The sequence below is a fragment of the Arsenophonus sp. aPb genome (assembly GCF_029873475.1).
GTDB lineage: Bacteria > Pseudomonadota > Gammaproteobacteria > Enterobacterales > Enterobacteriaceae > Arsenophonus.
In genome coordinates, this window is the sequence record NZ_CP123499.1 from 2,576,102 (window position 1) to 2,595,867 (window position 19,766).

Consider the following 19,766-nt stretch of genomic DNA (forward strand, 5'->3'; position numbering starts at 1 on the left):
AATAAAAATATTGTAGCGCGAGCACAAAAACACTATTTATTTCACGTAACTATAACTTAAAATTAACTTTATCTTACCTAATTAGCTGTTTGCGCGCTAATTGGCTTTTTCGGTAATGCGCAATTCAATAATAATAATCCTAAGATTGCCGCTAGCGTCGAACCAATTAGGATCCCAAGTCGTGCATAAGTACTAAAATTATCTAAACCTTCGAATGCTAAACTAGCAATAAAAATTGACATAGTAAAACCAATACCACATAGCACTGAAACTGCAAATATCTGTTTAAGCTTAATTTTGGCCGGCAATTTTGCGATCCCTAGCTTTAGCGCGAGCCAACTAAACAGAAAAATACCTGCTGGTTTACCAATTAATAAACCTAACGCAACACCAAGGGGCAGGGAACTGGCAAGGTTGGCTAACGTCACACCACTAAGTTGCAAACCGGCATTAGCAAAAGCAAATAATGGTAAAATTAAATACGCTACCCAAGGATGTAAAAGATGTTCTAATTGTTCAGAAGGGGAATTATTTTGTTTCCCTTTAAGAGGTATCAAAAACCCCACAATGACACCAGCTAATGTAGCATGAATACCCGATTTTAAAATACAAACCCATAAAATAATGCCAACAACCAAATAAGCAGAGGTATTTTCAACTTTACGCCAATTCATCCATAATAATACCAGTAGAGAAAGCGTAGCTAACCCTAATGACATAATAGAAACAGACTTGGTATAGAATAAAGCAATAATGATAATCACACCAAGATCATCAATAATCGCCAAGGCAAGTAAAAATACTTTTAACTCTGTTGGTACACGCTTACCCAATAGTGCCATGATACCAAGTGCAAATGCAATATCCGTCGCCGCCGGAATCGCCCAACCCTGCCGGGCAATTTCATCATTAGCATTAAAAAATAGATATACCAAAGCAGGTAACAGCATACCACCTACCGCAGCAACAGCAGGGAATATCGCTTTATCACGACCGGCTAACGAGCCCTCTATCAGTTCCCGTTTGACTTCCAGACCTACAACCAAGAAGAAAATAGCCATTAGGCCATCGTTTATCCATAATAAAAAAGGTTTATCAATATTTAATGCGCTGATTTTAACCGCGACAGGAATATTAAGAAATTGCTGGTAAATATCTTGCAATGGGGTATTCGCCATAATCAAAGCTAAGACGGCAGCAATAATTAACAGCACCCCACTTGCTGCTTCTAACTTTAAAAATTGTCGTATAATTGCTGTCATTACTATAACCTCAGTGTTAATTAACTAAATTAATTTTACGCTAATACATACAATTCGGAAAATCATTTTTTTACGCTTAAATAACACAGTTATACCGAGTAATTACTAACAATATAGACGCTATTTTACTGGTTAGCTGTTTAAAACACGCTTAACATTGAAAAACGATTAGTTAATCTTAGTGCTAAAAAAAGTAGGGAATAAAAATCCGATGAGTTTATTTTTGATAAAACTCCACGATGTAGCCAAAAGTTGTGTCGTTTTTTGGCTTAATATTTGCCAAAAATTTAAGCTTGCTGTCTCTTTTATCTTTGCCTTATTATTGTTAATTTCATTATTTTGTTTTAAATCTATGCTTGCTATATTTTGCTTTGAGCCTGTATCTACGGCCAATACCGTTTTTAACTTTGTCGTTTCGCTCAGTATTAGTTTGTCAGTTTGATTATCGACACTTAATTGTTTATTTTTCTTTTCACTATTTTCTTTTATTTCTTGATAAGCCTTAATAAAATAATCTGATTCTTTAGATTTAAATTCTTCCAGTGGTCGATTTTCTTCTAAATACTCAAATATTCGATTTAACTCTTGTGCTGTTAAACCTTCCTCTTCTTCCTGATAGGGTGCTATTGTTATAATTTTATTTTTTCTCTCAACATTTAAACTATTATTACCACCACTCTTTCCTATATGTTGTGCATTAACATTTTTATTCTTATAAATTAAGTCAACCCACCCAGATTTTAGCGCGATTAATTCCTCAATATTTTTATAGGCGTCAGATACTAAATTTTGGGGTTCTATCTTATTTTTTACACACTTGAGACAATTAGTTAGTAGGCTCTTAAACTTCTCAAGATTTTTTTCCTCTACCTGCCTTAAATCATAAATCAATATAAATTTTCCATTAAAAATAGCTTCTAATTCATTCTTCGTGATAGAACAATACTGATTAACCACAGCAGTAAGTTTTTTATTGATTTTATAGTTACCGTTAGAATTTTTTGTGCCAGACTCTAATTTGTTAATGAATTTATTTATTAAATAACATTCACAATCTTGTTTAGTGATAACTGACTTGTTAAAAGAAAATGAGTTTTTTATTCTTATAGCTAACGATTCTGCCATAACTATTTCCCATCCAATAAATTAATTAAAAATAAAACTAAATTGTATAGAAAATTTTGTTAAGCACACGTTTAACGTGTTGGAATTAATCTTAATTTATTTTTATAACAAATTTTAAGCAGGAAATTTATATAAAACAGGCAAAATTTATCTTCAAAATTAAACTTTTTAAATATAATTTGCATAAATAAAATCAATAAAAAACTCTTATTAATAAATTAAATACAATAAATTAATTGATTTTATAAAACATCTCATTAATCTGTTATTATTCTATTAAGCAAATTAAATAATCTTATCTTCCAATTAATAAAAAAGCATCGATCATTTACTATCGATGCTCTGTTAATTTAGCTAACTACCGTTATTTGGTCAGATCATCAAAAAACTTTTTCACACTATCTAAGAAACTCTTTGAACGAGGGCTATTCTTACCACCACTTTCGCCATTCAAGGAATCACCAAATTCTTTTAGCAATGCTTTTTGTTTTTCATTTAATTTAACCGGGGTTTCCACCAGAATGCGGCACATTAAATCACCTGTCATACCACCACGAACAGGCTTAACACCTTTTCCTTTCATGCGAAAAATTTTTCCGGTTTGTGTTTCAGCTGGAATTTTGAGACTCACCCGACCATCAAGTGTCGGTACATCAATTTCACCACCCAATGCTGCAATTGTAAAATTAATCGGTACTTCGCAATATAAGTGATTACCATCGCGCTCAAAAATAGCATGCCTTGCGACATTAACCTGAACATAGAGATCACCGGCTGGAGCGCCATTTTCACCGGCCTCACCTTCACCATTTAAGCGGATACGATCGCCAGTATTAACGCCTGGTGGAATTTTTACCGATAAAGTTTTGTATTTCTCTACTCGTCCATGGCCGTGACATTTAATGCAAGGTTCTTTGATGATTTGACCACGACCATGACAAGTTGGACAAGTTTGTTGAACTGCAAAAAATCCTTGCCGGATCTGAACTTGGCCTGCACCATGACAAGTTGAGCAAGTTTCTGGTTTGGTGCCAGGTTTAGCACCACTTCCGTTACAAACATCACATTTTTCCAGAGTTGGAATACGGATCTCTTTACTGACACCACGAACTGCTTCTTCTAAGGTTAATGTCATTTCATACTGAAGATCTGCCCCACGAGCCGATCGCTGACGCCGGCCACCACCAAAAATATCACCAAATACATCACCAAAAATATCACTAAAATCAGCGCCAGAAGCAAAGCCCCCGCTAAAACCGCCACCCATGCCACCTTGTTCAAAAGCAGCATGTCCATATTGATCATAAGCAGCACGTTTTTGCGCATCTGTTAAAATTTCATAAGCTTCTTTAATTTCTTTAAACTTACTTTCTGCTTCTTTATCTCCCTGATTACGATCTGGATGATACTTCATCGCCAGACGTTTATATGCTTTTTTGATCTCTTTTTCGTCAGCCGTTTTAGTAACGCCTAAAACTTGATAATAATCTCTTTTTGCCATATTTATTTTACCCTTAACACACGGAAACGGGCGTAGAGTTCCCCCAACGCCCGTACTCGGTTTTCAGTAACAGAGGAAATAATCCTAACACTATTACTGTGCCCGCTAAGGGCCACTATTTTTTATCTTTATCCTTGTCGTTGACTTCTTCAAATTCAGCATCAACAACATTATCATCCTGCTTAGGCTGGGCGCCTGCGCCTGCATCAGTTGTACCTGCTTGAGCTTGCTGTTGAGCTAACTCAAGTAGTTTGGCAGAAGCTTGAACTAAAGCTTGAATTTTCTCTTCAATGGCGGCTTTATCTTCACCTTTGACCGCAGTTTCCAGCTCAGAAATAGCTTTCTCTATATTAGTTTTATCATCAGCAGGTAACTTGTCAGCCGCTTCTTCAATTTGTTTACGCGTACCATGAACCAATTGATCAGCCTGATTACGTACCTGAACTAACTGTTCAAACTTAAGATCTGCTTCCGCATTGGCTTCTGCATCGCTTACCATTCTTTGGATTTCATCTTCTTTCAGGCCAGAAGATGCTTTAATGGTAATCTTCTGCTCGCGGCCAGTATTCTTATCTTTCGCTGACACATGTAAAATACCATCAGCGTCAATATCAAAGGTAACCTCAATTTGTGGCATACCACGTGGTGCCGCTTGAATACCATCCAAATTAAACTGTCCTAATGATTTGTTATCACTTGAACGTTTACGTTCACCTTGCAATACATGAATGGTAACTGCCGACTGGTTATCTTCTGCTGTTGAAAACACCTGACTATGTTTAGTCGGAATAGTGGTATTCTTGGCAATTAACGTTGTCATTACACCACCCATAGTTTCAATACCTAAAGAGAGTGGAGTTACATCAAGTAACAAGACATCTTTTACATCACCAGCTAATACACCACCTTGTACCGCTGCACCAATAGCAACCGCTTCATCAGGGTTAACGTCTTTACGAGGTTCTTTACCGAAGAAGTCAGCAACCGCTTTTTGCACCATTGGCATACGCGTCTGACCACCAACAAGAATGACATCATTTATATCATTAACATTTAAGCCTGCATCTTGCAATGCAACTTTCAGCGGCTCCATTGAGCGTTTAACCAAATCTTCAACCAGTGATTCAAGTTTTGCTCGCGTCACCTTAATATTCATATGTTTCGGACCACTGGCATCTGCGGTAATGTAAGGCAGATTGACATCGGTCTGCTGGGCCGAGGAGAGCTCAATTTTAGCTTTCTCTGCTGCTTCTTTTAAGCGTTGCATTGCTAGCGGATCATTGCGTAGGTCAAAACCTTGTTCTTTCTTAAATTCATCGACCAAATAATTGATCAGACGGTTATCAAAGTCTTCACCACCTAAGTGAGTATCACCATTAGTTGCCAGCACTTCATAGGTTTTTTCACCATCGACTTCATCAATTTCAATAATTGAAATATCAAAAGTACCACCACCTAAGTCATATACTGCAATAGTACGATTACCCACTTCACGATCTAAACCATAAGCAAGCGCCGCTGCAGTTGGTTCGTTAATAATACGTTTTACATCTAAACCAGCAATGCGACCCGCATCTTTAGTTGCTTGACGCTGAGCGTCATTAAAATAAGCAGGTACAGTAATAACAGCTTCAGTAACAGGTTCCCCCAAATAATCTTCCGCTGTTTTTTTCATTTTTTTCAGCACCTCAGCGGAAACCTGAGGAGGAGCCATCTTTTGCCCCTTAACATCCAACCATGCATCACCATTATCTGCGGCAATGATTTTATAAGGCATAATAGAAACGTCACGTTGAACTTCTTCATCTTCAAAGCGACGTCCAATCAGACGCTTAATGGCAAAAAGTGTATTTTGTGGATTTGTCACTGCCTGCCGTTTTGCCGGCTGCCCCACAAGAATTTCACCATCTTGTGTATAAGCAATAATAGAAGGTGTGGTACGATCACCCTCACTGTTTTCCAATACCCGCGCACTTGCGCCATCCATAATAGCTACACAAGAGTTAGTTGTACCCAGGTCAATCCCGATAATTTTACCCATCTAAACAGCCTCCAAAGGGAATTCTTAACCAATCTAGTTACCAACCTATATGAGGTTCATTGAACTTTTTTTCAAGGGATTTTTTCCCTGACCTCAAAAAAAATCTACCTAACGAGGCACCTTGTGACAGGTTGATAGATTGACCATTGGTAACTACGCTTTTTATTAAAGTGGGGACATAAAAATATTCATCAAGGGGAAAGTAAAAAATTATTTTTAGATGAAAAGTCATTTTAATCTTTGTTTTGAAGCAAACACTACCTATTATACTTGCTTTCCGTAAAACCCAATAGCATACATTAATCTGTATCCTATTGAATATTATATATTTTATGACATTTAGAGGAATGTATGAGTGCTAATAATATTGCCAACCCGGGCCCATTAGGTTTGATGGGTTTTGGTATGACAACCATTTTATTAAATATTCACAATGCAGGATTTTTTCCATTAACTTCAGTGATACTGAGTATGGGGATCTTCTATGGTGGAATTGCTCAGATTATTGCCGGTATTTTTGAATATAAAAAAGGAAATACCTTTGCCGCTACTGCATTTTCATCATATGGCCTGTTTTGGCTAAGTTTAGTTGGCTTACTGATGCTACCTAATATAGCATCCGTACAAGCAACACCAGCAGATTTTCTCGCAGTTTACCTGGCACTTTGGGGTATCTTTACCTTGTTTATGTTTGTTGGTACATTAAAAGCTAATCGCACACTACAATTTGTTTTTGCTAGTCTAACCGTACTTTTTGCGCTGTTAGCGATCGGTAATCTGTATGAAAACAAAACCGTACTTACTATTGCCGGTTTTGAAGGCATTATCTGTGGCGCCAGCGCTTTTTACCTTGCTATGGCAGAAGTGATTAATGAACAATTTGGCCGCACGATATTACCTATTGGTCATAATTCTTAAATAGCACCAGCGATATTAATAAAGCAGTTTATGCTGCTTTGTTAACTACTGGTTAAATGTGATTTTATTAATAAACAACAGCAACAGGCCATTATTCAGGCCTTCAATCAACTAAAAGCATTATCGGCATTACTCCCCAAGCATATCGCAATGCCGCTTTAAATTACCGTTAAAAATTTAATGGCACTCACAACGCCAGGGACTTTTTTTACCTAAAAAAGGACAATTGCGCATGAACACGACTATTGACCCCATCCTTTTGTCGATGGAACAAATAATAAAACAGCACCGACAGGATGTTAGAAAGCAACTAATTAGCCAATTTGCCGCCCATTTAAATACGCTGGCTTACCAAATTCTCAATCACAAAATGGCTTATCGTGAAGCCTATCAATTTCTACTGGAAAATCAGCGCATTTTGACCATCAGGCCGGGGAGTTGCACCCTGTCTGACCAAATTGATCTCGTTAATGATATCGCTCACCAGCTTTTAAACCATCAAATCAAACAGGCCACACATAATTTTATCAAGCAATTATGCGCAATCGGCAACAGTACAATAGCCAGCAAAATATGCCGCTGCGTAAAGTTTATGCCGCCGTTGCCCGTTTGATTAGCCGCGACTATTGGCGGCATAAACTTAAATCTCACCGTACCAAATGGCTAGAATCACTCATGATTGCTGCGATGGAGGTTTGTCAAAATAACCAACCTTACGCCAGTCAACAGGCGATCCGCGCGGTGAAGTCACAACGGCTGGCGAATTTACGTTACTTGCAAGCAATGCAAATCGAAGATATCGACAGCGGTGAACGCTTCGATTTAATCGACAAGGTGATGGCCAGTATTTCTAACCCGGAAATCCGTCGAATGGAACTGATGGCACAAATGGCCGGTATTGAAAAAGTGGCTATGGAGCGCAAGGATATTGGTATGTTTGTCACCCTTACTTGTCCGTCCAAGTACCACCCCACCAAATTACGCCAGCGCGGTAAAAACAAAATTGCCGTGATTAACCATAAATGGAAAAATGAAGTTTTTACGCCGAAAGATGGCCAGCGCTATTTAGTTAAAGTCTGGTCACGTATTCGTGCTGCCTTCGCTGACAACGAAGTCAATGTTTATGGTGTCCGAGTTGTTGAGCCTCATCATGACGCCACCCCACACTGGCATTTACTACTTTTTACCGATAAGACTAGTCGCGCCAAAGCGATTGAAATTATGCGCCAAAAAGCGCTGGCGGATGAGCCCGACGAAAAAGGTGCGCAGCAACATCGCTTTACATGTAAGCATATGAACAAAGGCGGTGCGGTCGGCTACATTGCTAAATACATCGCTAAAAATATCGACGGTTATGCACTGGATGGGGATGTTGACTTTGAAACTGGCAAGCCACTCACTGAAATGGCCGCCGCCGTCACTACCTGGGCGTCAACCTGGCGTATTCCACAATTTCATTTTTATAATCTCCCGTCAAAAGGCGTTTACCGCGAATGTCGCCGCTTAAGAAGCCTATCCGTTGCCGACAAATTAGGCGAAATTGCCGAACAGGTCAGAAAAGCGGCCGATGAAGGTGATTTTGCTGCCTATATTCAAGCCCAAGGCGGCCCCTGTAACCCACGCAATCAACAAACCCTGCGCATTGCCTATCAAATCAACGACCAGCTTAATGCTTACGATGAAGAAGTGCAGAAAGTGGTCGGCATTTATGCCCAACTTAACCCCGCCGCCGAGATGATAAAAACCCGTTGCCGCAAATACCGACTAATAAAGAAAGTGCCTGCTAGCGAGGACGAGGAGCTTTTAAAAAGCGCCATCGGCGCGCCCCGGAGTTCTGGCAATAACTGTAGAAATGGGGGTTGGAATGGGGGGTTAGATAGGGGGTATCTTGGGGAAAATGGGAGTTTTGATGAGGAGTTTGGTTTTAAGAAGTGTAATTTACATGATAGAATTAAGATGAGAATTTCTTCAATTCATCATTCATAGTTGTTTTAATATTTTATTTTATAAAATAATAAGAATATTATTTTTACAAATAGCGAACTAATATTAGATTTAATTCGCTATTAAACATAATTTTAGTTAAATAACAAAATGTGATTTATTGAGCAACCAATCTGAATTTTTCATCTTAATCAGGTAAAACTTTTTATATTTCTTCATCATGATCAGTATCATCGTACTGTTCTAACTCACCAAAATCAACAGTACCCAATTGATCAATAATTGTAACATCCACAATCTCTAAATCATCAACATTATTTATATCCCTAGTAGAATCACATGAAATTAAAATGTGTACTTTTGTTTCAAAGTCTTTCTCAATTTCTTTAGTTATAGCATCAAGATCAACAACATCACCATCTATTGAGTCAGTGTGAGATAATCTAAAATGGCCTTCAATTATTAACCTTATATTTAAAAGTACTTCCAAAAGTATGTTGATTCCTAAAGATTCTATATTACTTTCGATTACTTTAATATCATGATTAACAAAAGAAAAATTTTCATAATTAATCTCACCACCTTCAGGCTCCCAAATACATGTAGAGTCGGCTTGTTGATTAAATTCTAGTTCGGTTGATAGCTCTACCAAATGGCTGGATAAATCATCCTTAATATACTTTGATTGTTTGATGAAATTGAATTTTTTAGAATGCTGATAATTTCATCCACTTTCGAATTCATATGATCCTGCATAATAATTACTTTCCTTTAAAATTAATACTTAAATTTTTGGTTATGTGAATAGAGCCTAGCATTTTCATTAATTAATTGATATTTAAAATAATTATATACTAAATAAATGTAGAATTATGCATAAATTCGCACATTTTTTACGGCTAGCGAACATACTATAGATAAGATATGGATTAGGTTTAAATACATCCTGCAACTGCATAAAAAACACTCTATTTAGTGGGTGATATGAAGAATTTCATCTACTAAATTAAATACAGCAAACTTATGTTTTGGTATTTCATCAAGCTCTGCTTGTATTTTTATACAACATGTATATAATGAATAAGCCTTCAAGCTAAAAGGGGCCAAATGAAAAATGAGCTATGCAGAAAAAAAACAAATCCTAAAGCTAAATTAGATAGCGAAGAAACGTTATTTAGTAGCCTTAAGTCAACTAATAAAGGTCTACGTGATTTTATCGTTTCCTCTGCTAACATTAAAGATAATCTAGTGCAAAGAGGTCGTATTCACGGTTCTTAGGATTTAGATGGAATAGCTTTATACATTACATTTCTTAAATACCGATTGTAGATTTTTTTTCTTACAAATCCTAGTTTTTTATAATGATTTTCAACGTCCTTATTAATTGGGTTGAAAATAGCTACATGCTCAGCACCAACTCTTTGTCCTGCGGCAATAGCAACGGCAATCTCAGCAATTTGTTTTTCTAATGGATGTTTCACTGGGCAGGCTTGTAAAAAATCCATTCGAATAGTTTTTTTTCCTTTACTAACCATTCCTAGAGACAGACCACACAAGATGCCATTTCCCCAGATAGCCAAATCAAATTTTTTACATCGTTTAAGACGTTTGGTTACTATTTTTTTCCAATCCCATTTTCCATGTTTATGCTTAGATGATTTCCCCATCCAATCGGACGACCATGAAGATAAAGCGATTTCATCTATCGGAGATAATCGGAGTTTCACGTCAGAAAGTACTCCAATCTCATCATAAGTAGCAACAACTTCATCAAAAGCAGCCTGGTAAATTTGAAGATACTTTATGCGTACCTCGCAACTTTTAATCACTCCCATTTAGCCCCCACTTCCTTCATTCGTGAAAATAAAGCCATATAACGCTCATCTTTTGTTAATCTTCCTGAGTCATAAATTTGTTTTATAACATATAAAGGGTTCATCATTAATACATACTGAAATTCACCTGATGTACCTCCTTTTGTCTTTATAAAACCTAATTCACGCAATTTTTTCATTCTGCTAAGCCAAGTAGTAACAGCTCTTTGACCGCTAAACCCAGATTCATATGCAATATCATTTTTATCACGAATTTCTACAAATACTTCATCAAAAACACGGCACCATAAACTCAAATAGGTTTGTGATACTGGAACACCAGTGCCGGATAAGCAATCAATAATTCTGTTAATGTAATTTAAAGTCCTTGGAACAGTACTGTAACCTTTGTGTTTTTTTCTATCCCAAATGTTCCATTTATCCAATTCATTACCCCCACAACTCTTTGATTAACTCTTCTCTACGTTTAGATAAAGACTTTCCCTTACTATTTTTATTTTTTTCATGCATATTTGTTCCCTCGAATCAACTATACATATTCTTTCATCAAAATTGTTATATATAAATGAATTATATGAAAAATATCGGGTACTAAAGTTAGTATAAAAAAGCAATACAAATATAGAAAAGTTAAATTAATTACAATTAAAAGATTTAAAATGTAATATATATTACATGATTTAATTAATTAACTATTATAAAACAATAAGTTATTTAAATAACCGTGGTACTCATAGTTATCAAGGTTATCAATAGGTACTCAAATTGTTCTCAGTGTTTCTCAAATGGGGGTGAGGGGGGGGTAAAGTAAATCAAACAAAGGAAATATTTTTATAAAAACAAAATAATCTAGCAAAAAATAAAAACCAACATTTAAAGTACATTTATAGATGATCCAATTTTTTTCATTAGTTCTAAGATATAAATCTGCAATTTTATGCATAAATTTGTACACTTTTTCGGCTTCTTATAGCTACAAAGCAAACAAGATATAATCTAGATTTAAGAATATTATGCAACTGCATAAAAAACGCTACATTTAGCGGGCAGGCGAGGCGGGGCTATCACTGCGATTTATGAGGTTTTAGATGATTTTTCTCAATTATTGAATAGTAATGAATAGAGCTATATACTGAAGAAATTGTAGCAAAATAATAAGTTAAATTTTAACTATAGTGATTATGAGTAAGATATATTATTAAAAAAATGGTTTTAATTTCATATAGTTAAATACCAAGAGAAAAGTCGGCGTTATTAAAGAAGAAAAAATTCATGGAATACATGCGTATTCTTTTATTGTCAAATTCTATCTAACCTAAGAAATTAAAAATAAAACTTACTGCCATTCTAATGATTATAAAAAACTTAATCATAGGTTTCTCACTTTCCTCAACTCACTACCATAGATGATAACCATAAATATTACTTAAATAAAACACTAAACACTGCTAAAACAACATTTAGTAAATTATTTGTAATAATTTATTTTATTAAAAAAGATCGTTTTCTATTTTATTTTAACAAATAATTATCAATATAATAAATTTGTTAAATTTAAATATAGGATTACTAATGACAAGCATAACGAAACCTGCCTCATCAACAGTCTGGATGGCATCAATACTAGATTTTTCACAAAATGACAAAAAAAATCTCGAAAGTATCTTGAATAAGGATCCAGCGAATAACAAAACAAACCCACAAGAACAAATAAATAACGAACAAGCAAAACCAATAACTATATTGTCAAATAAAAATCAAGTTCAGCATAATAGTGATACCCTCAGTTTAATTAATCAATTTATTAACCCACCACTATCAATAGCTATTGAAGAATTTGATAAGCTTGCCCATGATGAACAAAATCGACTGTTGCGTGCACTGTTAATTAAAGAAAAGATAATTAATCAAGAGGATAAGGCAATACCGCCTCGGGAGCTTGCTAACGGCGTTATTGATTATCTTGACCGTTATGATTATAGCAAAGATAAGATAGCGGAGCTCGCCTACTTACTATTAAAACCTTTAGGAGAATATGGTAGCAGTAACGGTGAATCAGCGCCTTATGCACGTCAGCAAGCAGTTATTACCAACTGGCTGCAATACGCAATTTTTGGTATGCCTATTGACAACTGGCTGCTAGCACAGATAAAAAAATTTCAACCGCAGCAGAATAGCTTTATTCAAGCGGCCACCATCACTGATAAACTGCAGCAAATTATAACAGCCGGGCTACCATTAGATAACTGGCGTTTAATGCAGACAGAACAGATTAAATCGGCAGAGAATTTTCTATTACGCCATCAAGATCTGAAAAATGAACATTACAACCACATCCAATTAACTTTGCCCTATGCAGAAATTCGTGATTATTATCAAGAACAGATATTAAATCGCATTCTGCCAACACTGATATTGCAACCTAAAACCGCAGATGAAAGTCAACGACTGCAAAAAATGGCGATTGATGAACCAGAATGGGGCTATCTACATGCAGGTGCCGGATTACTGAGTGAAAGTGGTGCGGATTTAGATAACATGAGTCTGGATGAAATTATCGATATCGGTATGTGGCTTGAAACCTCAATATCGAAGGAAACAGTACCGGCTAGCTATGTTCACTATTTCAAATTACCGGCCATGATCCATTATGTCTTAACAAATAGTCATCAAGCGGGAGTGGCTGAGAGCGATAAAAAAGCGATGGCCTCCGTTTATCACGCTTATTTTGACCATTTAACCCAGCACCATAACAATAATAATCCTTTTATCCAACTCAGTAATTTATCACAAAACTGGCAAAGCCGGCCATCTCTGGCACGCCAGCAACTAAAAGAGAATGATATTGATGAAAGTTGGTTAAATAACTATCTATATAAAAATAGTACGGTTGAATATCAAAACAGGCAGGGTGAGACGATATTATTACCCAATATCGATGCTGTTTTTGAAAAACAAAATCAACTCCTTGCCAATTTTTCAAAACAAACGGAACTGGCCTTGTTACCGCAGATTTTTAACTCACTTAAAGAAGCAGAACAGCGGTTTATTGAAAGTGCGAAAATTGAGCTGGTGAAAGCCGAATTTAATGCCCGCGACAGTATTCGGGGTGTTCCGCTGTCAGCATCAGCCTGGCAAGGAATAATGGCTGCGGGTGCATTAATTACACCGGTTCCCGATTCGATTGATATGCTTAAATGTACCTTTAACGGTGAAGAACGGATCTATGCATTACAAAAAGAGCCAAATACAAAAATAGGACGCTATAAACTATCTCGGGTCGATAATAATAAAAATGACATCCTCGATCTGTTTCCTCATGATCCTGCAATTCGCACTGACAATGAGTATCAATTAAAATTTCATTCTGCATCTTTGCTAAAAAAGACCGCTGAAAAACCGCAAGTCTTAATTGACAAACTAGCGACATTACATCGCGACAAATTAGTTAATAAGCTCCAGCAAGAAGGTTATCAGGAAACCACGCGCCAAAAAGTCGATGCTTTTTTCTTGAGCCTTATTCCTTTCTATACGGTAATTACAGAAGCACAACAAGGGAATACCGGCAAAGCCGTTCAAGCAGCGCTGTGGGATATTGCCGGTTTTTTGCCTTTTATCGGCTTAACCGTACATATTGGCGGGCGATTTAGTATAGCCACAGGAGAAGCTGCTCTTAACGGACTGCAAACCGCATTAAAGCAGGCGACATTCCGCCAAGCATTAAGCGAAGGAGGCAAACAATTAATCAAATCTGGCATTCCTCATGTAGCAAACAGCCTACCGCCCAATGTGGTAGCTAAATTAAGCACCGCTTTTTTGCGCAGCGCCGATCCAGGATTTGAGTTGCTAGCATCCGGGGGAATAAAAGGGATTAATGCGTTAAAAAAAGCCGCAAGTCAGTCAAAAATAGAAATCAGTGGATTAAACAAGCTAAGAAAAGCACTAGAAAAAAAGGCCTCTGATTTTCCGGTTACGCCAACTGAGAAAATTGATATAGAAACCGCTTATCGGCCTGATCTGGCAAAAGAGGTTTCGGTCATTAACATCGGTCATGAACGGGGCAATGCCCTTTATGTGCAGGTAAACCCGGCAACTAACGAGCCATTTGGCCGAAAATATCTGCGTGATGCAGAGGGTAATCTTGAGTTAGCGCCGGTTGCAATCGGCGAGCGTCTTTATCATCTCAGAACTCAAGGGCTGGGCGGATTGGGATCTAAAATGGCCGAGAGAGTTTGGGGAGAGCAAGACGACGTGCTAGAGCCATTAAGGAAAATGTCACTTAATCAGCTAAGAAAAAAATTAGCACAATCACAAAATGGCAAAGGTATTTATATATACAGAAAAGATTTGAGTAATCTGGATGTCAGCCGTATTTTTAATGAAAAAATCGAAATCTCCTCAATCGCGATTGATGACTGTAAGCTGTCTGAAATTAACCTAAAAAATGCTAATTTACATAGAGTTAGCCTAACTAAGAGTGTCCTAAATAAAGCTAATCTTATCGAAGCTAATCTTTCTAGGGTTAGTTTAGTACAAACTAACTTGGCTGAAGCCAATTTGAATAAAGCTGTTTTAGATACAGTTAATCTCGAATGGGGTTTTTTAGATCGAGCTAATCTAACTGATGCCAGCCTTAAAAATATTAATCTGAAGTATGCTAAGTTGCGTGAAGCAGATCTGACTGGGGTCACTATGGAAAATGTTATTTTGATTAATACTGATTTCACTAAAGCTAATTTAAGTCATGCCTCTTTGAAACAGGTATCTATTTTGGGCGCTAATTTCTCTGGCGCTAAGCTGGACAATACAGTTGATACTTTTACGCTTAAACTCCCTAAATGGGACGAGACTAACCTGGATCTTGAGCTGAATCATTTTACCAATAGCAGAAACAGTATTCTAACTGCTATTGATAGTATTGATAATCAATATAGTGCGTTAAAAACCAAGTTAGCACTGCAATTAATTGACTCTCTTAACCGTCCTACAATTAACCTTACCCATGTCAGGTTACAGATGTTAGATATTTTAGCAAAAGAACCCTTTATAAAAAATCCAGCAATTAATCAGTTTGTTGACAAACTTATGGGTGACTTTTTAGAAAATAATGCATTGCAGCTACTCAGTAAACTAGAAACTAACCCGCAAATAACCAATATTTTTATCAAATATTTTGACCAAAAACCCGAACTGATGGTTTCAGCAGCATTTAATAGCACCTTTATTCAAACCATACTGGCAGCCCGAACAAAAGGAACTAATGAAGTCAAAACCGCAGCGCAGCAATTATATAAAAAGTATTTGGATTTGCCCGCCATTCAGCAACAACTGCAACATGCAGAAATTCAGGGCATCTTTGGTAACTATGCTGGCCATGCAGACTGGGCAGATAATCAAGCGACAAATTATCTACTTTTGTCGCCAACTAAACCCGGCAGAGTATTACTGGTTGCTGAAAATGACCTCTATCAAATGTTGCATCCTAATGAGGAAACAAAATGGAATAACATTTTCCTTTTTCAAGATGGCAAGAATTTAAGTCCAGCAGAATATAGTTTGCAACAGTGTTACAAGCAAGAATTTCCTCTTTTTGCCTCACCTTTCTCTTATAATTTGAATCAGTATTTATTTGATAACTTGATTGAAAGTTTAAATTTAGGAAACCGATTAAAACCTCTATTCTTAAATGCCCAAAAATCTAACACCTTTGCCATAAAACTGGTATATGATTTTGATCACCAAGAGCTAAGCACAATCTTTTCTCGTGTGCTTGATTTTGAACAGGGCTACATATTGAAAAATCAAAATTATAACCAGATTATTAATCTATACAATCTAACATCAAGTTCAAATAGAAAAAAAGCCGAACATCTCTTCTCGTTATCGACAGTTTTTACCCGTTATTCTTCCAGCGCTATTTTTGGCATCGAAGAGGATTCTCCTGTGATGCTGCGATATTATGCCTATGCTTTACTAGAAAAAGCGCATAAACTTGATCCCAGCTTAATTGGTCAAAATACATTTAATGATTGGAAAAATCGTTTACTTGGTCAAAATGGCGCCTTCACTTGTAGCGCTATACTGGCTGATAAGATGACTATTTATGCTAACGAGCACTGCAAGCACACATTGCAAAAAATTATCCCACCAGCCTGGCGATAAACGCTTCAAATAGAGTCGCTTAGAAATAAATAAAATGGCATTGTTGGAAATAACAGCAATGCCTCAAATAGATTATCCAATCTATTTTTTGTTATACAGTAAATAGAATTGGATCTGTCAATTTTTATCATTTAACGAATATTCGGCAAAGCGGATCACTTCGTCACCGAGCCAGCTATTGAGCTGTTTTAGCTTGCTTTGTAGCGGTATTAGTTCATTGCGTACAAACACTTTGGCCGCTTTTCCCACATCACCAAAGCCACCAACATTACCGGGGATAATGCCCATAATTTGCGGCGGCACGCGGTGAGCGGCTAACATATCGTCCCAGCTCACATTTTTAATATTTAAAAATTCATCTTTGGCGGCCGCCTCCGATAACGGGATGGTCTGGATACCATCTTTTTTACCGTCCGGCGAATACAAAAACAGATTGCGAAAATTTCCCGGTCCTTTACTGCTTTTGAGCGCCTCGCGAATATTGTCAATATCCTGCGGCCTTTGAGAGGGATTACTGATATAGAGGATATAACCGGCATGAGAGCCATTAAGATAATATTTGCGCCGAAAAAGCGTCGATGCTTCATTAAGTAATACCGCATACGTGACCGTGTCTTATCCGGCGATACCCGCCCCACTACTGGCTGATTGCCTGCCACCTGTTATCGCGACACAAATGAGCTGGGGTGAAATGCTCATCTTAAATGAGGTTCTGCTAACGGTGATTGAGCAATGTAATTTAGATAAACAAGCTATTCGAGCCATTGAGCGTGAGCGCTAACATGAAAAAACTTGCTGAATTACGCCGCTATCTGGCAGAGAAAATCGCCTACTTTATGGAAAACCCCGATAATCTGTCTCTGTTTGTCGAAACGGCCATATTGTGGCGACGATGGCAGCGTCGCTCTCCTATGAATATCAATACACGGTGAATCTTATTGCTGAACGGTTTAGCGGTGATCAAAATATTCTGCTGGCCGTGATCGTTGACTGGCTAAAAAGCTATCAGCCGGAACTGTTGGCCAACCCGGATAAACGTCATGATGGATTTAAATTTGAAGCGGTGATCCACAATAATCAAACCGCCGATATTAGTATCGAATTAACGCTAACAGAGCGGGTATTGGTAACGGAAAAAGAGGGCAACTATCTGGTTACCGCGATCCCAGAGCCCGCCGATCCCTTTAGCAATTGGTCATCACAATGAATGATAAAGCGCTACTGCAATTCGATAGCATGCTGACGGTACTGTTAAAGAAATTAACGCCGGCTCAGCGTAAACAACTATCGCGCCTGATTGCCCGCGATTTGCGAATCAATCAACTCAAACGCATTCGCCGCCAGCAGAATCCTGACGGCAGCCCTTATGCCCCCCGCAAGGCTAGTTTTGTGACCGTATTGCGCGCGTTACGTTTTCTCTGGCGAGGACAGCATCGGCAATTAAAAAACTGGCGTAGTCAAAAAACGGGACGTGGTGAAGTGATCACCGGTATTGATGTTGATAACAATCAAGAGCGCTCTTTTTATCGACGGGATATTGAACGTTTTATTGCGATAAAAAAAGAGCGAATTAGTCGCCAGCGTAAACATAAACAAAGCCGCATGTTTAAAAAACTGGCCAGTGCTAAATATTTACGCCGCGATGCCAATGATAGCGAGGCGGTACTCTTTTTTTCACCGCAAGTGACGGCAATTGCTGAAACGCACCACTTTGGTTTAACGGAAAAAGGGCGTTATCATCCTATTCGCTATCCAGCTCGACAGTTACTCGGTTTGACCCCCGCTGACATCGTCCATCTGGAAGATCAGATATTGGTTTTTCTCACCCATTAGCGCCTTAATGGCGTTTAATGGTTAAATCAACGCCTAATGCTTTCATTACTGCCAGAGTGGTTTTTAAAGTTGGGTTACCTTCGTCACTAAATGAGCGATAGAGCTGTTCACGGGATAGCCCGGTTTGTGCCGCTATTTGTGTCATGCCCTTTGCCCGAGCCACTACACCGATAGCTTTAGCGATATAACTTGCATCGCCCGTTTCCAGCGCATCGGCCATAAAAAAGGCAATTTCTTCATCATCGACCAACGCCTCAGCCGGATCATAACTTGTTAATTTTTTAATCATCATTCACCTCATCAATCCACTCTTTTGCTAATTTCTTAGCCAATAAAATATCGTTGGACTGTGTGCTTTTATCCCCACCGCATAACAAAACAATAATTGTGTCACCGCGCTGTTGAAAATAAATCCGATAGCCCGGACCGTAATGAATACGCAGTTCGCTGATCCCTTCCCCGACCGGCGTAACATCGCCCGCTAATCCATTGCCAAGCGAAACAAGCGCGTGGCAATCAAGGTTCTCGCCCGGCGATCCCTTAACTTGGATTCCCAGGCATGAAAAACGGCGGTTTGTTTAAGTTTACGTTCTTTCATGGTTAAATTGTGGTTTATAAACTACATCTCGGTCAATTTATTTCACTCTCATTATGCAACCTTATTTGTATCACACAAGAGACAATTGCCAACACATTGAGTGATCCGCCTCCGTTATGGCAGGCTTAATCTAAATGATTTTTGCCTGAGAACTTATGCATTCTGCTCAATTATTACGTTTAATTCGCAATCTTATTCGTGTCGGAGTAGTGGTTGACGTCAAAGCGAAACAGGGCTGTCGGGTGAAAACCGGTAACCTGACCACCGATTGGCTAAATTGGCTTACCTTACGCGCCGGTTCAAGTCGCACGATGCACGCGCCAAGCATTGGCGAGCAAGTATTAATCTTATCCATCGGCGGCGAACTGACGACTGCGTTTGTGCTAATGGGTATTTTTTCCGACCACTACCCCGAGCCCACCGCCTCACTGACGGCTGATCATCGGGTTTATTCTGATGGTGCGGTGATTGAATATGAGCCGGCACTAGCATATCTTCTTAAATTAACAAAATTCCTGAGTATTTTTAATATATTCAGGAATAATGA

Annotated in this window: 18 protein-coding genes and 3 pseudogenes; 11 read left to right on the plus strand and 10 right to left on the minus strand. The window is 37.8% G+C overall.

Annotated elements, in window-relative coordinates; translation table 11 throughout:
- Window positions 1-77: 77 nt before the first annotated feature.
- The 4 genes from nhaA to dnaK all read right to left on the minus strand — a co-directional run bounded on the left by nhaA (window position 78) and on the right by dnaK (window position 5,929).
- Window positions 78-1,262, minus strand: coding sequence for a Na+/H+ antiporter NhaA (gene nhaA / locus QE177_RS11460; protein ID WP_280549759.1), 1,185 nt, complete (start codon window positions 1,260-1,262; stop codon window positions 78-80).
- A gap of 168 nt (window positions 1,263-1,430) precedes the next feature.
- Window positions 1,431-2,387: a hypothetical protein gene (locus tag QE177_RS11465; protein ID WP_280549762.1), complete on the minus strand. Its 957-nt coding sequence runs from the start codon at window positions 2,385-2,387 to the stop codon at window positions 1,431-1,433.
- Between the two features lie 364 nt (window positions 2,388-2,751).
- Window positions 2,752-3,888: a molecular chaperone DnaJ gene (gene dnaJ / locus QE177_RS11470; RefSeq protein ID WP_280549764.1), complete on the minus strand. Its 1,137-nt coding sequence runs from the start codon at window positions 3,886-3,888 to the stop codon at window positions 2,752-2,754.
- A gap of 115 nt (window positions 3,889-4,003) precedes the next feature.
- Entirely contained in the window at window positions 4,004-5,929 is a 1,926-nt protein-coding gene (gene dnaK, locus QE177_RS11475; protein ID WP_280549766.1) for a molecular chaperone DnaK, read from the minus strand.
- Window positions 5,930-6,280: 351 nt separating this feature from the next.
- Between dnaK and satP the strand changes: the two genes are divergently transcribed.
- From satP to QE177_RS11495, 4 genes are all read left to right on the plus strand, one after another.
- Window positions 6,281-6,847, plus strand: a complete 567-nt coding sequence (satP, locus tag QE177_RS11480; protein ID WP_280549768.1) for an acetate uptake transporter — start codon at window positions 6,281-6,283, stop codon at window positions 6,845-6,847.
- 93 nt (window positions 6,848-6,940) lie between these two features.
- On the plus strand, window positions 6,941-7,009 hold the full coding sequence (locus QE177_RS11485; RefSeq protein ID WP_280552279.1) for a hypothetical protein: 69 nt from the start codon (window positions 6,941-6,943) through the stop codon (window positions 7,007-7,009).
- A 70-nt stretch (window positions 7,010-7,079) separates the two neighbouring features.
- Entirely contained in the window at window positions 7,080-7,460 is a 381-nt protein-coding gene (locus tag QE177_RS11490; RefSeq protein WP_280549770.1) for a hypothetical protein, read from the plus strand.
- Window positions 7,421-8,833 (plus strand): replication endonuclease, encoded by a 1,413-nt coding sequence (locus tag QE177_RS11495; protein ID WP_280549772.1) that lies wholly within the window; start codon window positions 7,421-7,423, stop codon window positions 8,831-8,833. Before QE177_RS11490 ends, QE177_RS11495 begins: the two co-directional genes overlap by 40 nt.
- A 163-nt stretch (window positions 8,834-8,996) precedes the next feature.
- On the opposite strand, the gene QE177_RS11500 is transcribed toward QE177_RS11495, so the two are convergent.
- Window positions 8,997-9,443: a hypothetical protein gene (locus QE177_RS11500; RefSeq protein WP_280549774.1), complete on the minus strand. Its 447-nt coding sequence runs from the start codon at window positions 9,441-9,443 to the stop codon at window positions 8,997-8,999.
- Between the two features lie 455 nt (window positions 9,444-9,898).
- Here QE177_RS11500 and QE177_RS11505 point away from each other — a divergent pair, with 455 nt between their 5' ends.
- Window positions 9,899-10,069, plus strand: coding sequence for a hypothetical protein (locus QE177_RS11505; RefSeq protein WP_280549776.1), 171 nt, complete (start codon window positions 9,899-9,901; stop codon window positions 10,067-10,069).
- Here the strand turns inward: QE177_RS11505 and QE177_RS11510 are convergent.
- Together QE177_RS11510 and QE177_RS11515 are read right to left on the minus strand one after the other, a co-directional pair.
- Window positions 10,066-10,626 (minus strand): hypothetical protein, encoded by a 561-nt coding sequence (locus tag QE177_RS11510; protein ID WP_280549777.1) that lies wholly within the window; start codon window positions 10,624-10,626, stop codon window positions 10,066-10,068. The genes QE177_RS11505 and QE177_RS11510 overlap by 4 nt on opposite strands.
- Window positions 10,617-11,051, minus strand: a complete 435-nt coding sequence (locus QE177_RS11515; protein ID WP_280549779.1) for a hypothetical protein — start codon at window positions 11,049-11,051, stop codon at window positions 10,617-10,619. The genes QE177_RS11510 and QE177_RS11515 overlap by 10 nt, the downstream gene beginning before the upstream one ends.
- 1,147 nt (window positions 11,052-12,198) lie before the next feature.
- On the opposite strand from QE177_RS11515, the gene QE177_RS11520 reads away from it, so the two are divergent.
- A complete protein-coding gene (locus tag QE177_RS11520) occupies window positions 12,199-16,788 on the plus strand; it encodes a pentapeptide repeat-containing protein (RefSeq protein WP_280549781.1) in 4,590 nt (1,529 codons plus the stop codon).
- Between the two features lie 117 nt (window positions 16,789-16,905).
- Here QE177_RS11520 and QE177_RS11525 read toward each other — a convergent pair.
- Window positions 16,906-17,382, minus strand: a pseudogene (locus QE177_RS11525) (capsid portal protein); the annotation flags it as partial.
- On the opposite strand from QE177_RS11525, the gene QE177_RS11530 reads away from it, so the two are divergent.
- Genes QE177_RS11530 through QE177_RS11540 form a run of 4 tightly spaced genes read left to right on the plus strand, consistent with a single transcriptional unit; the run spans window position 17,348 to window position 18,621 of the window.
- Window positions 17,348-17,569 (plus strand): hypothetical protein, encoded by a 222-nt coding sequence (locus tag QE177_RS11530; RefSeq protein ID WP_280549783.1) that lies wholly within the window; start codon window positions 17,348-17,350, stop codon window positions 17,567-17,569. The pseudogene QE177_RS11525 and the gene QE177_RS11530 sit on opposite strands and share 35 nt — an antisense overlap.
- Window positions 17,559-17,720 carry a hypothetical protein gene (locus QE177_RS15710; protein ID WP_348519909.1) on the plus strand — a complete coding sequence of 54 codons (162 nt, stop codon included), beginning with the start codon at window positions 17,559-17,561 and terminating at the stop codon, window positions 17,718-17,720. The genes QE177_RS11530 and QE177_RS15710 overlap by 11 nt, the downstream gene beginning before the upstream one ends.
- The gene (locus QE177_RS11535) at window positions 17,681-17,995 is read left to right on the plus strand and encodes a phage tail protein (protein ID WP_348519910.1); all 315 of its coding nucleotides are present in this window, start codon (window positions 17,681-17,683) and stop codon (window positions 17,993-17,995) included. Before QE177_RS15710 ends, QE177_RS11535 begins: the two co-directional genes overlap by 40 nt.
- Window positions 17,992-18,621, plus strand: a complete 630-nt coding sequence (locus QE177_RS11540) for a phage virion morphogenesis protein (protein WP_280549785.1) — start codon at window positions 17,992-17,994, stop codon at window positions 18,619-18,621. Before QE177_RS11535 ends, QE177_RS11540 begins: the two co-directional genes overlap by 4 nt.
- 4 nt (window positions 18,622-18,625) lie before the next feature.
- On the opposite strand, the gene QE177_RS11545 is transcribed toward QE177_RS11540, so the two are convergent.
- Both QE177_RS11545 and QE177_RS11550 read right to left on the minus strand, forming a co-directional pair.
- Window positions 18,626-18,913: an addiction module antidote protein gene (locus QE177_RS11545; protein ID WP_280549787.1), complete on the minus strand. Its 288-nt coding sequence runs from the start codon at window positions 18,911-18,913 to the stop codon at window positions 18,626-18,628.
- Window positions 18,903-19,219, minus strand: a pseudogene (locus QE177_RS11550) (type II toxin-antitoxin system RelE/ParE family toxin). The gene QE177_RS11545 and the pseudogene QE177_RS11550 overlap by 11 nt, the downstream one beginning before the upstream one ends.
- 155 nt (window positions 19,220-19,374) lie before the next feature.
- Between QE177_RS11550 and QE177_RS11555 the strand changes: the two are divergent.
- Window positions 19,375-19,701: pseudogene (locus tag QE177_RS11555) on the plus strand (phage baseplate assembly protein V); the annotation flags it as partial.
- Between the last annotated feature and the right edge of the window lie 65 nt (window positions 19,702-19,766).